This window comes from Streptomyces sp. NPDC058751 (assembly GCF_042746485.1).
Taxonomy (GTDB): Bacteria; Actinomycetota; Actinomycetes; order Streptomycetales; family Streptomycetaceae; genus Streptomyces.
In genome coordinates, this window is the sequence record NZ_JBHYPZ010000034.1 from 1 (window position 1) to 14,100 (window position 14,100).

At 67.8% G+C, this 14,100-nt stretch carries 13 protein-coding genes and 5 pseudogenes; 4 read left to right on the plus strand and 14 right to left on the minus strand.

Annotated features, from left to right (window positions below):
- Window positions 1-166: 166 nt before the first annotated feature.
- Window positions 167-587, minus strand: a pseudogene (locus tag ACFW6B_RS27930) (transposase family protein); the annotation flags it as partial.
- 275 nt (window positions 588-862) lie between these two features.
- On the minus strand, window positions 863-1,282 hold the full coding sequence (locus ACFW6B_RS27935) for a hypothetical protein (protein WP_386600035.1): 420 nt from the start codon (window positions 1,280-1,282) through the stop codon (window positions 863-865).
- Between the two features lie 312 nt (window positions 1,283-1,594).
- Between ACFW6B_RS27935 and ACFW6B_RS27940 the strand changes: the two genes are divergently transcribed.
- Entirely contained in the window at window positions 1,595-3,367 is a 1,773-nt protein-coding gene (locus ACFW6B_RS27940) for a S8 family serine peptidase (protein WP_386600210.1), read from the plus strand.
- A 19-nt stretch (window positions 3,368-3,386) separates the two neighbouring features.
- Here ACFW6B_RS27940 and ACFW6B_RS27945 read toward each other — a convergent pair whose 3' ends face one another.
- Complete coding sequence (locus tag ACFW6B_RS27945) at window positions 3,387-3,575, minus strand: hypothetical protein (protein WP_386600037.1); 189 nt, start codon at window positions 3,573-3,575, stop codon at window positions 3,387-3,389.
- 639 nt (window positions 3,576-4,214) lie between these two features.
- On the opposite strand from ACFW6B_RS27945, the gene ACFW6B_RS27950 reads away from it, so the two are divergent.
- Together ACFW6B_RS27950 and ACFW6B_RS27955 are read left to right on the plus strand one after the other, a co-directional pair.
- A complete protein-coding gene (locus tag ACFW6B_RS27950; protein WP_386600039.1) occupies window positions 4,215-5,123 on the plus strand; it encodes a hypothetical protein in 909 nt (302 codons plus the stop codon).
- A gap of 287 nt (window positions 5,124-5,410) precedes the next feature.
- Window positions 5,411-5,797, plus strand: a complete 387-nt coding sequence (locus tag ACFW6B_RS27955) for a hypothetical protein (RefSeq protein ID WP_386600041.1) — start codon at window positions 5,411-5,413, stop codon at window positions 5,795-5,797.
- A gap of 162 nt (window positions 5,798-5,959) precedes the next feature.
- Here ACFW6B_RS27955 and ACFW6B_RS27960 read toward each other — a convergent pair whose 3' ends face one another.
- From ACFW6B_RS27960 to ACFW6B_RS28000, 9 genes and pseudogenes are all read right to left on the minus strand, one after another.
- Window positions 5,960-6,784 carry a hypothetical protein gene (locus ACFW6B_RS27960; protein WP_386600043.1) on the minus strand — a complete coding sequence of 275 codons (825 nt, stop codon included), beginning with the start codon at window positions 6,782-6,784 and terminating at the stop codon, window positions 5,960-5,962.
- Between the two features lie 340 nt (window positions 6,785-7,124).
- The gene (locus ACFW6B_RS27965; RefSeq protein WP_386600212.1) at window positions 7,125-8,306 is read right to left on the minus strand and encodes a PP2C family protein-serine/threonine phosphatase; all 1,182 of its coding nucleotides are present in this window, start codon (window positions 8,304-8,306) and stop codon (window positions 7,125-7,127) included.
- A gap of 337 nt (window positions 8,307-8,643) precedes the next feature.
- Window positions 8,644-9,180 carry a hypothetical protein gene (locus ACFW6B_RS27970; RefSeq protein WP_386600045.1) on the minus strand — a complete coding sequence of 179 codons (537 nt, stop codon included), beginning with the start codon at window positions 9,178-9,180 and terminating at the stop codon, window positions 8,644-8,646.
- 104 nt (window positions 9,181-9,284) lie between these two features.
- Window positions 9,285-9,788, minus strand: coding sequence for a transposase (locus ACFW6B_RS27975; RefSeq protein WP_386600048.1), 504 nt, complete (start codon window positions 9,786-9,788; stop codon window positions 9,285-9,287).
- Between the two features lie 73 nt (window positions 9,789-9,861).
- A pseudogene (locus ACFW6B_RS27980) lies at window positions 9,862-9,981 on the minus strand (transposase); the annotation flags it as partial.
- A 1-nt stretch (window position 9,982) separates the two neighbouring features.
- On the minus strand, window positions 9,983-10,399 hold the full coding sequence (locus ACFW6B_RS27985; RefSeq protein WP_386600050.1) for a transposase: 417 nt from the start codon (window positions 10,397-10,399) through the stop codon (window positions 9,983-9,985).
- Window positions 10,323-11,231: pseudogene (locus ACFW6B_RS27990) on the minus strand (transposase); the annotation flags it as partial. The gene ACFW6B_RS27985 and the pseudogene ACFW6B_RS27990, both read right to left, overlap by 77 nt.
- A gap of 21 nt (window positions 11,232-11,252) precedes the next feature.
- Entirely contained in the window at window positions 11,253-11,822 is a 570-nt protein-coding gene (locus ACFW6B_RS27995) for an SMI1/KNR4 family protein (protein WP_386600052.1), read from the minus strand.
- A gap of 101 nt (window positions 11,823-11,923) precedes the next feature.
- Window positions 11,924-12,247 (minus strand): annotated as a pseudogene (locus ACFW6B_RS28000) (transposase); the annotation flags it as partial.
- A gap of 63 nt (window positions 12,248-12,310) precedes the next feature.
- On the opposite strand from ACFW6B_RS28000, the gene ACFW6B_RS28005 reads away from it, so the two are divergent.
- On the plus strand, window positions 12,311-12,751 hold the full coding sequence (locus ACFW6B_RS28005) for a hypothetical protein (protein WP_386600054.1): 441 nt from the start codon (window positions 12,311-12,313) through the stop codon (window positions 12,749-12,751).
- Window positions 12,752-12,877: 126 nt separating this feature from the next.
- Here ACFW6B_RS28005 and ACFW6B_RS28010 read toward each other — a convergent pair whose 3' ends face one another.
- Window positions 12,878-13,204, minus strand: coding sequence for a hypothetical protein (locus ACFW6B_RS28010; RefSeq protein ID WP_386600056.1), 327 nt, complete (start codon window positions 13,202-13,204; stop codon window positions 12,878-12,880).
- Window positions 13,205-13,361: 157 nt separating this feature from the next.
- Window positions 13,362-14,083, minus strand: a pseudogene (locus tag ACFW6B_RS28015) (IS5 family transposase); the annotation flags it as partial.
- Window positions 14,084-14,100: the final 17 nt, after the last annotated feature.

Genomic DNA, 14,100 nt, shown 5'->3' on the forward strand with positions numbered 1-14,100 from the left:
ACTCCGGCGGGTAGTTCTTCATGACCACGAGATGTCCGTTCTCAGATCCTCAGGATCCAGTGTCTCGTGTGTCCAAGATCTGGGGTCAAGGCCCAACAGTACGCACGGGCGCGGTGGTCGCCCTGAACATCTGATGCGCCGCCTCGCGCATCGAGGCAGCGTACCCTCAGCGATATTTGAAGACCACTGGCCCTTTCCGACCTCGGGTCGAGGCATGGTGAAGGACGACGACGGCCTTCACGATGTCGGTGGTCCGGTTGGTGCTGCAGCGGAGCTTGCGCAGCAGGCGCCAGCCTTTCAGGACGGCCATGGCCTGCTCGCCGAGGCACCGGATTTTGGCGTGGGTGCTGTTGTTCCGTCGCTTCCAGCGCTTGAGCCGGCTGCCTCGGAAAGGTACGCGGACATGGCGGCCGGCCCCTTGGTACGCCTTGCCCGTCCAGGATCACGTACGCCTTCGTCCGCACGGTCGTCATCGCCTCGGTCAGAGTCTGCGCCTGGGCGGCCGGCACTTCGACGGCCTCGCGTACGCAGACGGTCGCGATGCCAATCTCGGACCCTGCGGCGAGTTGGGCGTACGTGTCGCCGCATCACAGGCGGGCCGGGGCCGGCAGGACCTGCCGGCCGACGGGCAGACATTGGGCGTTCGCGGCACCGACTGCCTCACCCGGCGCCCATGCCCATGCCCGCTGCAACCGCCGCCGGAACACCGGCGACCGCCACCACGCGGCCCTGCCCAATCCGTTCAACCGCATGCTCGGCCAGCTCCACCACTGCCTCCGGCAGCACCAGCCATACGACGAGGCTCCGGCCTTCCCAGCGCCACACGACGAGGCGGGGGAAGTGGCCGCCTGACCATGGCCGCCTACCGGTCTGGAGGCGATACCCAGGGAGCGAAACGCTGATCGGGGCCTGCGTCCTCGCGCCAATAACGCAGGACGGTCTCTCTGACGATGTCGAGCCGCTCTGCGGCGATGAGGCACGAGACCGGCTCTTGCCCGCCTGCGTCGACCTCGAAGGCGACCACGACGGCCGGTTCGCAGCCGAACTGGCGCGTGACTTTCAGGAGCTCGTCAGGCGATGGCGCGCGGAAGTCCGGATCTTGAAAACTGGACGGGCAGCTGACGAAGACCGGATCACCGAAGGCCAACTCCAGACCATGGTGGTACGTCAGGTCAAGACCGGCAGCAAGCCTGAACTGTCCGCCGTCCCATGCGACGACGTCCCAGTCCCACCAGGGCCCTTCCGGAAGCCGGATCGCAGCATGAGTTCCCCCGACGTCCACGCTCTACCCCTCAACCCGTTCGAACAGATCGACAGGCTACACAGTGATCCGAGATCCCCCAGCTTGACGAGTTACGCGCCTGAGGTGTCTGACCAACCGCCCTCAGCCGGCCGGCCACATTCCCCGCGCTTGCGCCCATGGTCGATATTCGGCCACCGACAAACTAACTCCCTTGCTGTAAAAGGTACTTCCTCAACCGGCCGCGCACATGACATCTTGCGTCCACCATTGTTTCGTACGACCCGGCTGACCACCGGGTCTTCGGAGGACGCATTGCTACCCCACATATCCAGCCGACCTCGACGCGCCCTCGTGCTGGCCGCCACGCTCGGCGCGGCGCTCGCCTTCGGGGCCCCGGCCGCGCTCGCCGACACCGCCCCCGTCTCCCCCTCCGGCTCCGCCGCTCCCGCCCCCGCGGCGGCGCCCCGGGCCGCGGCCCCCGCTTCCGGGAGTGCGACCTGGGTCGCCGGCACCCGCGCCTACTTCGTGATCACCGCCCCCGGTGACACCGCGGCGGTCCGCGACGCGGTCGCGGCCAACGGCGGAACGGTCTTCCAGTACTACGACGCGATCGGTGTCATCACGGCCCACTCCGCGTCCGCCTCCTTCGCCACCACCATGCGCGGCGTGAGCGGGGTCCAGCAGGTCGGCGCCACCCGCACCTCCGACGTGCCGGCGGACGCCTACAACCCGGCGCTGCCCGCCAACCCGGCGCAGTCCACCACCCCTTCGGGTGAGCCGGTCCGCGCCGACATGACCCAGATCAAGGCCGACCAGGCCTGGGCCGTCACCACGGGCTCCTCCTCCGTCAAGGTCGGCATCCTGGACACCGGTGTGGACGACCAGCACCAGGACCTGGCGCCGAACTTCAACGCCGCGGACTCCGTGTCCTGCGCGTACGGCAAGCCGGACACCCGTACGGGCGCCTGGCGCGACGTCGGTACCCACGGCACGCACGTGGCCGGTACGGTCGCGGCCGCCAAGAACGGCAAGGGCGTCATCGGCGTGGCCCCGGGCGTGAAGATCTCCTCGGTGCGCATCGCCGAACCCGGCAGCTCGCTCTTCTTCGCCGAGAACACCGTCTGCGGCTTCATGTGGGCCGGTGACCACGGCTTCAAGGTCACCAACAACAGCTACTACACCGACCCGTGGCAGTTCAACTGCCCGGACAACGCCGACCAGGCCGCGATCATCGAGGGCGTCAGGCGCGCCCAGGAGTACGCGGAGGGCAAGGGCTCGCTCCAGGTCGCGGCGGCCGGCAACTCCAACATCGACCTGGCCAACAAGACGACCGACACCGAGAGCCCGAACGACTCGACGCCGGTCACCCGCACCATCACCAACGCCTGCCTGGACATCCCGACCGAGCTGCCGGGCGTCGTCACGGTCTCGGCGATGGGCACCACCGCGAAGGCCTCGTACTCCAACTACGGCCTGAACGTCGTCGACGTCACGGCCCCGGGCGGAGACACCACCGGCATCTACAGCACCCAGCCGGGCGGCAAGTACGGCTCCATGAGCGGCACCTCCATGGCCTCGCCGCACGTCACCGGTGTGGCGGCGCTGCTGGCCAGCACCAACCCCGGCATCACCCCGGCGCAGCTGCGCGACAAGCTGGCCACCCAGGCCAACGACGTCGCCTGCCCGTCGGACAGCCGCTGCAAGGGCACCACGGCCAAGAACGGCTTCTTCGGCGAGGGGCAGGTCGACGCCCTCAAGGCCGTCGGCAGCACCCCGCCGCCCGGCAAGTACTTCGAGAACACCGCGGACTTCGCCATCGGTGACAACACGACCGTGGAGAGCCCGATCACCGTCAGCGGCGTGACCGGCAACGCCCCGGCCACCCTCAAGGTCGGTGTGAACATCGTGCACACCTACATCGGCGACCTGAAGGTCGACCTGATCGCCCCGGACGGCACCGTCTACACGGTCCACAACCGCTCGGGCGGCAGCACCGACAACATCAGCCAGGTCTACACCGTCAACGCCTCCTCCGAGGTCGCGGGCGGCACCTGGAAGCTCCGGGTCAACGACAACGCCGGCGGCGACACCGGCAGGATCGACTCCTGGAACGTCACCTTCTAAGGGGCGCACACCGGAGCACTCAGCGCTGGAGCACGTCGGCGAGCCGGTCGAAGACGCCGTCGCAGTGCTGCTGAAGGGCCATCGGGGAGCAGTGCGACTGCGCCCCGATGGCCTTCGTCGGTTTCACGCACTCGCGCCGCGTGCGCAGCAGGTCGTACGTCTGCCGCGGCCGGCCCGGGCAGAACTGCTCGAAGTCGTAGTCCAGCACGAGCGTGGGGGCCTTGGAGGTCCTGACAGAAGCTGTCGGTCATGTGACTTCAGGCTGGGGTGGTCATTGGTCTGGTCGTGGGGACACGTCAGTCGCGGCCGTCGCGGCGTACGACCGCGCCGGTGCGCTGCTCCGGCAGCGCTCGCGCCCTGAGTGCGCCGACCAGATGGGCGGGGCGCTGCTCCGATCGGGCAGTGCGGTCCACTGCTCGCGTCGGGTTTCCTGGTGATGAGCAAGATCAGGGCTATGTTCCCCTGCTGTCTGCATCGGCAGGACGAGGTGACGCATCGCGGGGAGAAGCATGAGGTACAGCCCTGGCTTGATGGTCCGCATGAGTGTGCTTGCGGCGGTTCTTGGACTCGTCGCAGCGTGCGGTTCTGGCGGAGGCGCCGGCGAGACCGAGGAGACCACCACTCCTTCGCGACAAAGCCCCACCCTGTCGTCAGCGCTTGCCAGCTCTTCGGCGTCACCGGCTGCCAGCCTTCTTTCATCATCACCATCCGGCGGCTCTTCCTCCCATGGTGGCGAGTCGATCCCTCCGCCCAACCCTGTGCCGTCGAACACCCGCCCGTCGAAGGAGCGTGGCCCCGACATCACCGCGTCGGCAACTCCCCTTCCAGCCTGCCCCGGTGATCCGTCGTGTCCACCCTCACCGGACGGTACGTGAACGAACCGGAGCCTCGTCCTTCAGGCCGGCTCCACCACCCAGACCAGGCGCCCCAGACACCCCCGACTGCGCTGATCAACATCGTGGTCGCTCAGGCGACTTTCATCGCGGCACTGATGTTCTACCTGGGGGTGATCTACACAAGCGCGTACTACGGTCACTTCCATCTCTCCCCCTTCGCGCTCGGCTTCGGCTTCGGCGAATTCGTCCTGAACAGCCTGCACTTGGCAACTTTTCCGGTCCTGGTGGGCACCACCGTGCTGCTCATGACCGTTGCGGCCGCCGGGCATCGACCGCGGCAGGAATCCCAAGGCGCCCTGACAAGCAGCGCCGGACGTATCGCATCGGCCATGGCCCGCCACTATCTGGTCGTTGTCGCCGCAGGTCTGCTGCTGCTCGTCCTGTGGTGGCAGTGGCAGGTGCTTCTGCCGTACCGATGGGCAGGCCCTCTCCTCGTCGGTTTCGGCCTGCTGCTCGGCGTAGTACGGCAGCCTGGGCCCAGCCACCCGGGCAGTCCGTGGGAGACGGCTCTGCTGGTCCTGGCCTCCGGACTATTCCTGCTCTGGGCGATCACTGTCATCTCCGGCCAACTCGGCGAACGGCATGCCAGGAACGACGCCCGCGAGGTGATCCTGCGCACCGGGCTGGTGGTCCACAGCGCCCAGCCGCTCAGCCTCTCGTCACGGTCGACCGGCCTCCGCTATCAGGACCTTGGCGAGGGAGTCCACCTCCGTCACCGCTACTGGGGCCTGCGGCTTGTCGTGGAGCGCGCCGGGCGCTACTACGCCGTGCCCATCGGCTGGCAGGCACGGACCGACCACGTCTATGTCCTCACGGAGAGTGAAGGCGTACGCATCGAGCTCACACCCGGCGTTCAGTAGGAACGCACCTGGTGATTCCTGCCTGAGAAGCCTCGTCCGTTCCGTCTGGCGGAAAGACTTGTGAGACAGGCACGCCCCCGTAAGGACAGATCACCGTCACCGACCCGGATCCGGTAGGCAGAAAGGTCCGCGACGAGCAGGCGCAAGTCCCGTTCCCCGACGGCGGGAAGTTGCTCTCCGCTGCCGTACGGCGACCCATTGTCACGGGATTGTCACGGTCGGCGCGTCTCCCTGGCGGGTGCGCCAACGTGACAACTGATCATATTTCTGGACCCTGGGGGGATCCTTTGCACCGTACGTTCCCGGCCGCCCTCGCGCTGGCCGCCTTGGCGCTCATCACCGGCTGCTCCGGCGATGACACCGGGGCCTCCGGCGCCGACGGGCGGCAAGCACCGGGCGTCTCGGCCGACCGGCAACTGCCCGACTCCTCCGACGAGGCCGATCCCGATGTGACCGATCCCGATGCGCCGGACGGGCAAGCGGGCCGGAACCAGGGGTACTCCGACCCCGCCACCCAGTGCTTCAACGCGATCATTGCGGACCTGGACGGCAGCGTGCCCAGCGAATGCGAGGGCCTGACGACCGACCAGGTGGCCGAGGTGCAACAGGCCTTGGAGATCTACACAGAGGGCAACAAGAGGGCCAACGAGATGTTGCTCGACTCGATCGGCTGATCCGGATCGGCCGGGCGCACTACGGCCGCTCGGCCGACAGACCCCTGTAAGGCTTCACGGCCCCACCTCGTCCATGTGGTGACGGAGCGCGCCGCCGGACCTGAGATCTGTCCAGGGGAGATCAGGGCACCGGGTCCCGGCAGGCGTGCTCCTCCGCTGCCCTCAGCGACCGATCGGCGGACAGGCGGCCCCGGGCGGCCGGCATCCCGAGTTCGGACAAGACCAGCTCGGCGCGCTCGGCCTGGTCCTCAATGCCACCGTGCTGTGGCCACCCGCTACCTGAACGCCGCCGTCGAGCGGGTGCGGACCTGCCCGCCGACCAGCGCGAGCACGACGTCCTGGACGAGGACGTCGATCCCCGGGACGTGTCCCTGCGGACCAGACGGTGGTGGCGTCCTCGGCGGTGGCCGACGTCTCGGCGGCCGCGTGCGCCGCGTGCCGGGTCCGGGCGGCCGTCCACCAGTCCAGGATCGGCGTGACGGCGATCTGCTTGCCGCGCGCCGTGGTGCGGTCCGCGGTGTGGACCATGCGGCGCAGCTCGGGAAGGGTGACGGCGTCGGCCTGGAGCGGACCCGGCTCCGCCGGCGGATCGTCGGCCTCCTCCCCCGCCCGGTGGCGGACGATGAGCCGGCATGCCTTGATCTCGCCGTCGGACAGCGGGGAGCTGTGGATGGCGCGCAGGGCGCACAGGGTGGCGAAGTGTGCCTCCAGGCTCTTCGCCGGGTGGCCGCGGTCGCCGAGGTCGGGCAGGTAGGAGGCGACCGCGTTGGGCTCGTCCCCGGCCCAGGTGCAGGTCGCGCACCACAGGCGGTAGGAGCGCAGGCGGGTGTCCCGGGCGTCCCGGGAGTTCTCCGGCACCGCGTTGATCAGCTTGCGGGCGGCGGACGCGGAGATCCGCTCGCCGCCACGGGTGCGCACGTCCGCCTCCGCGCGCGGGCGGGACCGGACGGCCGGGGCGCGGCCGGGGACGAGCTCGGCCGACGTCATGACGCGCCCTCCTCCATCGCGGCGGGCGGAGCCTGCCAGGTCAGCGTCTCCAGCGGCGGCCGGGCCGGGAGGCGGGCAGCGGGAGCGCCGCGGCGGCCACCGCGTGCGCTTCGCACTCCGGGCAGACCGTCGCCTCGGCGCCGTGGCCAGGGAGCAGGGGTCCATGCCGTGCAGCTGCCGGGTGTAGTCACCTGCGGCCACTTCGGAGTCCCGGATCTTGAGGCAGAAGCGGAGAGCATCCGGAATCAGGATCCCGTGCGGCACCGACACGGCACCGTTGTGACGGAGCGCTTCAGCCGACGGGGTTGGCCACCCGTGGCGCCAGGGTGGCGGCGCGCGGTCATAGGCGGAGGACGATCAGGGCGATGTCGTCGCGGGCGCCGCTGCTGACGCCGAGGTGCGCGAGCAGGGCGTCGGCGAGGCGTTCGGGGCTGTAACGGGCATGGCGGGCGAGTGCGTCGGTGAGGCGTTGCAGGCCGGTGTCGATGTCCTCGCCGCGGCGTTCGACGAGGCCGTCGGTGTAGAGCACGATGGTGTCGCCGGGGCGGTAGGGCAGGCCGGCCTGCAGGCGGGGGACGTGTTCGAGCCGGGCCCCCAGCGGAGGGTCGGTGGCCTGGTCGAGCAAGTCGCAGGTGCCGTCCCGATGGAGCAGGACGGGGGGCGGGTGGCCGGCACTGCTGTACGTGATGCGGCGGGCGTGGGTGTCGATGACCGCTTGGACGACGGTGGTGGCCAGTGCACCTTCCACGTCGCGTGCGTACAGGCCCAGGGCGTCCAGGGCGAGCGCGGGTTCTTCGACGGCCCGGACGGAGACGGACAGCGCGCTGCGGAGCATGCCCATGACGGCGGCGGCCTCCAGGCCGTGGCCGACGACGTCACCCACCGCGACGGCGAATCTGTCCTCGGGCAGGTCGACCACCTCGTACCAGTCGCCGCACACGTTCAGTGACCCCGCGGCGGGCAGGTAGCGGACCGCGGTGTCCTGGTGACGGGCCAGATGGGGCGAGTGGAGCATGGCCTCCTGCAGGGTGACGGCGATCTGGCGCTCGCGGGCGTGGGCCTGGCGCAGTTCCTCGTTCAGCCGCTGGAGCTCGCGTGCCCGCGCGTACAGTTCGACCTCCATGGCCTCCGCGTCGCTGAGCGCTGTGCCTTCTTTCGGGCGGCGTTGGGACAGGATGAACGCGGTCACGTCCTCCCCCCGGTGGAGGATCCACTCCACCTCCCCGTCCGGCCCGAGCACCGGCGTGTTGATCGCGGACCACCACCGCTCCTCGAACACGTCGGCGCGGTCGGCCACGGGGATGTCGTACTTCATCGGCGCCATCGTGTCCGGCTCTTTCGAGCGCAGGACCTTGTGCAGGGACGCCTGCAGATTCCGCACGCCGTCGGCATCGGGATCCGCCGGGTTGTCGGGGAAGGCATCGAAGAGATACCGCCCGAGCAGATCCTCCCGAGTGCGGCCGGTCACCCGGCAGGCCGCCTCGTTGATGTCGACGAGCACCAGATCCGGGCTCAGCACCATGCAGGGGCTGGGGGTCACCGCGAACAGCGCCCGGTAGTCGATCGTCGACCTCGCCACGCGCTGCGGCCGTGCATCCTCATCAGGGATGTTCCCGTCCCTCACTCCTACGTTCTACCGTGTGCCGACACCCCCGGCACCCTGGGCCCGACGCCTGCCTGCGGCCCGTCCGCCCCTGCGACGCGCCCCGTGACGACAACCTCCGGGGACAGCGAAAGCGCTGGCGCAACCGCGTCGAACCGGTTGCCCGCCGGCCCAAGCGCTCACTCGCCAACCGAAGCGCTTGGGACTGAGCGTTTCATCTGGAGGGCAAGCACGTCAGTCGGCGGGCCACAGCGGCTCAGCCGGAATCCGCTTCCGCCGCAATCCAACGTTCGTCGTCCGCTTCAAGGGTCCCTTCATCGCTCACGAAGAATACCCCTCCACGGTAGAAACCACAGAAAGCATCCACCATTTCCTCAATGGATTTGTACACAATGAATGATTCGCCCCCGATCATCACATGCGCGACTTCGGGCGATTGGAGCGATGCTCCGAATACCGCCGCATAGAAATCTCCGCCACCGGTCGCGAGAAGCGGGATCCAGAATTCACCCAGAACCGCGTCCTCGAGTTCATACGACTCCCGCACCCCTCTCGCTTCGCTCAACGACAGCGGCTCGTAGCCCGGCACCAGGAAAACGTCGTCCTGGATCTGTCCAGGACGGTACTCCACGCCGTTTGACCAACCAAACCATGTGGCGACGTCCTCTGGCACAACACCTCCCAACACTGCTTCGACCTCGCCCGCCGCCACGCCAGGCGCGCGAGATCCGACGACAGGGCGGTTGAGGTTTTCGGCCTCAAGCCAGAGCTGCTCAATTGATCGAACGAGCATCTCCCGCACTCCTCACTCTCCACTCCTCACTTTCCACTTCACGCGAACCGCGAAGCGATCCCCGTCACGAGGTTGTTTCTATCCCGGAACCACCTCAGCGGAGGTCATGGCGGGCGTGTCAGCGATCTTTTGCAAGTCGCCTGGTGCCATTGGATGCCGAGCCGGTCCTCGAAGAACAGGGAGAACCGGCTCAGCGCCTCTTTCCAGTGGGCGGCGACGTGGTTCGCGTCGCGCGCTTCGGGGTTGCTCTGCTCGCGGACGGCGAGGTGGAGAACCTTCGACGCAGCTTGTTCCGAGGGGAAGTGGCCGCGGTTGCGGGTGGCTTTGCGGAGTCGGGAGTTGATCGACTCGACCATGTTCGTGGAGTGGACCACCGTCCTTGTGATGGGCGGGAACGCCAGGCAGGGCGTGAACCCCGGCCAGGCCGACCGCCAGGTCCGGACGATCGCCGGATAGCGTTTCCCCAGTCCAGAGGCCTCGAAGTCGTCGAGCGCCTGCGCGGCGGCCTGTTCGGTCGGGGCGGCACAGATCGCTTTGAGGGCCTGCACCGGTTCGGGGTGGTCCCGCGCCGAGGACAGCCGGAGCGAGGCCCTGGCCAGGTGGATCACGCGGGTCTGGACAGGTGGCCTCGGGCCAGGTCGCGGTGATCGCGTCGGGCAGGCCCCTGAGCCCGTCGCAGGCGACGATGCAGACGTCCTCGACGCCCCGGTTCCGCAGTTCGGACAGGGCCGCCATCCAGGTGGTGGCGCCCTCGCCTTCGGATCCGCCCCACAGGCCCAGGACGTCTTTTCGGCCGTCCATGTCAATGCCGCCCGTAGATCCGGGCCAGGTGGGAGCGGATGTCGCGCACGCTCATCCCCCGGGCGCGGAGCGAGAGGACCCGGTCGTCGAAACCGGCGAGCCGACGCGCGTTCTTCGGGACCATGCGCGGTTCGAACTCGCCGTCGCGATGCCGCGGCACCGCCGGAGCGACCGCACCGACGTCGGTCAGGACCGCCTTGAGTGAGGTGCCGTTGCGGGAGTTCCCCGGCCCGTGGCCCGAGGCCGATCCCGGACCAGGCTGCCACATAACGGACTTGCGCGATCTTTCGGACGCACTCCGTCCTGGACCACGGGGCCTATGGCTGAGCACCTCACGGGCCTCAGCTTGTTCTTTGACGTCTGACCTGGTCACGTTCGGCGATGGCCTCGGCCCGTCTGACCGTTTTGCCCACGTCATAGTGGGTGGCGGGGTGGCGGTTCTTCGAGCCGGGTGGCCGTCCCGGCCCTGACCGTGATGGTTTGGGTGCACGGGCCGGGCAGGCGAGATGCGGGCGGAGGTTCCTGAAGCCCGGCGAACCCGTGCGGGGGTGAGCCGGCCGGGCTCGGCCGGCTTCTCCCAGGGGCGGCAAAGGTCTGCAGCCAGCGGCCGGGCGAGGCGGAGTTGGGTGTGGGCGGCGACCAGCCATGTCCACCGGTCTGCGGCTTCGGGCGTACGGAGCTTGGGGCGGGTCCAGCCCAGCGTCTGCTCGATCATCCGAAAAGTGTGCTCCAGGTCGAATCTGCGCAGGAATGCCTGCCAGCGCAGGTCGGCGCCCTCGCCCGCCAAACCGGTGGCCGATGTCCACAGCCAGACAGGGGAGTGGATCGTGGCCACCAGGCAGGCGGTCGACCTCCGGACGGATCAGCATGCCTTCGATGACGGGGAGTTCGCCGGTGTGGTCGATCCACGCGGAACGGGTGGTCAGACGGGGATGGATGCGGTCCCAGGCCATCGCGCGAGCGGTACCGTAGCGGTCGGTGACCTGCACCGTCGCGGCATCAGGATCGCCCCAGGTATCGGGCTTGGCGAAGCGGAACTCCTTGCCGTGCTTCGGTGGCCGTCCGCCTTGTGGCGGTGAGATCCACGGAACCGGTACCGACTTGCGCATGACGCGGTCTGTTCGCATCCGTCCGAGAACCTCCACCGGCAGTCCTTGCAGCAGATAGGCCATGCGCGGGGCGTCGTAGCCAGCGTCGAAGACGATCAGGATGTCGCGGTCACCCTGCTGCCACCGCCCCATGCCGATGAGCAAGCTCAGAGTGCTCAGCACCTACTCGGGCTGTGCCAGCACCTCGTCCCATACGTTGCCCCCGTCTGCCCACGTCCACAGCCACTGGCGCAGCGACGGTGCCGCGTATCGCAAGCCGTCGTGAGGACTCTGACCCCAGTCCGGTTCCCAGCCGTCGGCATCCCAGAGCAGCACTGGGTAATCAACCGCTATCAGCGAGACGTACCACTCCATGGTGCAACCCCCGCCCGTCAGGAAGAACCACGATGTGGGCGGTGCCCACCCCGGGCGCTTGTCGTGGATGGTTGTGGCACAAGACCAGTCCGGCACATGCCAGTGCGGGATGCGGCGCGGTGTCAGTGACGCCAGGCCGCCTTCAGGCCCGAATCCTCCGTCACCGATCTCGGTGTAGATGCGCCGCAGCAACGTCGGTAGTCGGTACCCGAGTTTCCGTTCTGCACGTTCGACGTCGGCCATCGTAATCGGCGGGAAAGGCTGGTCTGGGAGACAACCGGGTGACGGAGGCACTTCTGCTGCACCCCATGCGAGGGCGTGGAGCCGCTCAAGAAGCGCGTCGTCATCCTCAGCAGTGCGGTGGGCAGCATCGGTCACGAGCCGGAACTGTAGTACGAAAGACTGACATCCCTTGCCCGAAGCCCTGCGCAGGCTCAGACGTCAAAGAACAAGCTTAGAGGTCGTTTTCTCCCGATATTTCATCCCGGAATTAGTGTTTGGTCCGCTGATGTCGGGTCGCGGCAGGAGATGGTGGCCTCGTCGGTGAGGCTGCGGGCCATGAGGTCGGCCATGGCGATGTGGATCATGGCTTCGGAGCGGGCGGGCAGGGTCTCGTAGTCGCGGGCCAGGCGGCGGTGGAACATCAGCCATCCGTAGGTGCGTTCCACGGTCCAGCGCTTGGGCAGCGGGGTGAATCCCCTGGCCCCGGGGGTGCGTTGGACGATTTCCATGTCGATGCCGAGGGTGGCGGCGTGTTCGACGAGGTGCCGGCGGTAGCCGCCGTCGAACCAGGCCTTGCGGATCGTGGAGCAGAATGCCGCACAGGAACTGGGAGTGACATTCGTGTACAAGCAAGGTGGCGAAGAATGGAACTGGGGTGGATGACTAGGCTTTCCCCATTTTGGGAAATCGTGACGCTGACGGTCCGGGAAGAAGTACCCGGGGTGACTTTGTCCGTCTTTATCGGCGATGGAAACGATGCGGCGGAGAATGGTTACTACTTTGACTTCCACCGCTTCCTGGAGAAGCAACCGGATGAGCAGGACGTCAGAAATGGCACAGATAGTTACTGTGTCACGAATGAGAGTGGAGGCGTTCACTACGGCGGCCTCAAGAGGGTGTCTCTACTGCCCGGTCTTCTGACTCTAAGCTTCGGTGACGAAGCCGTTGAGGCTCTTGGGCTGCCCTCCAACGTAATTCCCTTGGAGATTGCACCTGAGGTTGATCTACTCGAGTTGCGCGCCGGGCTCCAGCGGGTCCTCACCTATGGAAATCCCCAAAAGTTGCCAAGGCTGAATCTGGGGTGATCGGCTATCAGGGCGAGGGGGCGCATAAGATCTCCCTCGCTCTGGCCGCAGCCGCCCTGGGAAATCGCTTTATCTCGGTGTTTTATACCAGGATCAGCGCTTAGAGGCCCTAACACAATGAGGTTGTCACCAGCAGGCGACGCACTGGGTGAGGTCTTCCGACAGGAAGATCGTGAAACGTCTCTGCGATCCAGTGACGGTCGCCATGTAGACCCGAGCTGTTCCTGCGGCTTGGAGTCCGGCGATGGCTTCGGTAAGTCCGGGCCGAGGTGTGACGCCCGTGTCGAGCATGACTTCGTGCCGCCAGGACCAGATGTCCCAGAGCTGTTGCGCAGAAGCCGTTTGGTTCAGGAAGACCTCGAAGTCCGCGCCGACCTTCAGCTCGGCCAGAGCTGCGCGTGCAGAGATGCAGCCATCCTGAGACAGCGCGGATTGGAGGGCGTCTCGGTTCATGCGATCAGTTTGCCGGGTCGGTCCATCGACCTGGAGTGAGTGCCGGTCAGGTCAAGGACAGCACCTGGCGATGCGTGATCAGGCAACAGGCAACAGGCAACAGGCAACAGGCAAGCTTGAGCAAGGCTTCGTGGATGTCGACCCGTCGTTCCCAGCGGGCGCGAAGGCGTTTGAAGCCGTGGAGCCAGGCGAAGGTGCGCTCGACCACCCACCGGTAGACGCCCAGACCGCTGCCGTGCGCCGTGCCGCGTCGGGCAATGACGGGGAGGATCCGGCAGGCCCGGACCTGATCGCGGTAGACGTCGTGGTCGTAGCCTCGGTCGGCGAAGACTGACTGGGGCTTGCGGCGGGGCCGTCCGGGTCTGCCTCGGACGGGTGGGATGGCGTCGAGCAGGGGCATGAGCTGGGTGACGTCGTTGCGGTTGCCGCCGGTGAGGATGACCGCGAGCGGGGTGCCGTGGCCGTCGGTAATCAGGTGGTGCTTGGAGTCGGCCCGTCCCCGGTCGACTGGCGACGGGCCCGTCTGGAGCCCCCTTTTAGCGCCCTGACGTGGCTGGAGTCGACAACCGCCCGTGACCAGTCGAGGCGGGCGGCGGCATTCAGCTCGGCCAGCAGCACCTCGTGCAGCCGCTGCCAGACCCCGGCCTGGTTCCAGTCCCGCAGTCGGCGCCAGCACGTCATGCCGGACCCGAAGCCGAGCTCCTGGGGCAGGTGTTCCCACTGGACGCCGGTGTGCAGCACGAACAGGATTCCGCACAGCACCTGCTGGTCCGGGACCGGCTTGCGGCCCGGGTACCTGAACCGCCTCTCCCGCTTCGGCAGGAGCGGCTCGATCCGCTCCCACAGGTCATCCGACACGATCCATGGTGAAGCCCCCATGGCCCGGACAACGCCAA

What these genes read in the sequence shown, in the direction of transcription:
- ACFW6B_RS27970 (WP_386600045.1), bottom strand. Translation starts at nt 9,180, where the DNA reads ATGCTCGTTCGATCAATTGAGCAGCTCTGGCTTGAGGCCGAAAACCTC.
- ACFW6B_RS27985 (WP_386600050.1), bottom strand. Translation starts at nt 10,399, where the DNA reads ATGACGTGGGCAAAACGGTCAGACGGGCCGAGGCCATCGCCGAACGTG.
- ACFW6B_RS27960 (WP_386600043.1), bottom strand. Translation starts at nt 6,784, where the DNA reads ATGACGTCGGCCGAGCTCGTCCCCGGCCGCGCCCCGGCCGTCCGGTCC.
- ACFW6B_RS27965 (WP_386600212.1), bottom strand. Translation starts at nt 8,306, where the DNA reads ATGGTGCTGAGCCCGGATCTGGTGCTCGTCGACATCAACGAGGCGGCC.
- ACFW6B_RS28005 (WP_386600054.1), top strand. Translation starts at nt 12,311, where the DNA reads ATGGAACTGGGGTGGATGACTAGGCTTTCCCCATTTTGGGAAATCGTG.
- ACFW6B_RS28010 (WP_386600056.1), bottom strand. Translation starts at nt 13,204, where the DNA reads ATGAACCGAGACGCCCTCCAATCCGCGCTGTCTCAGGATGGCTGCATC.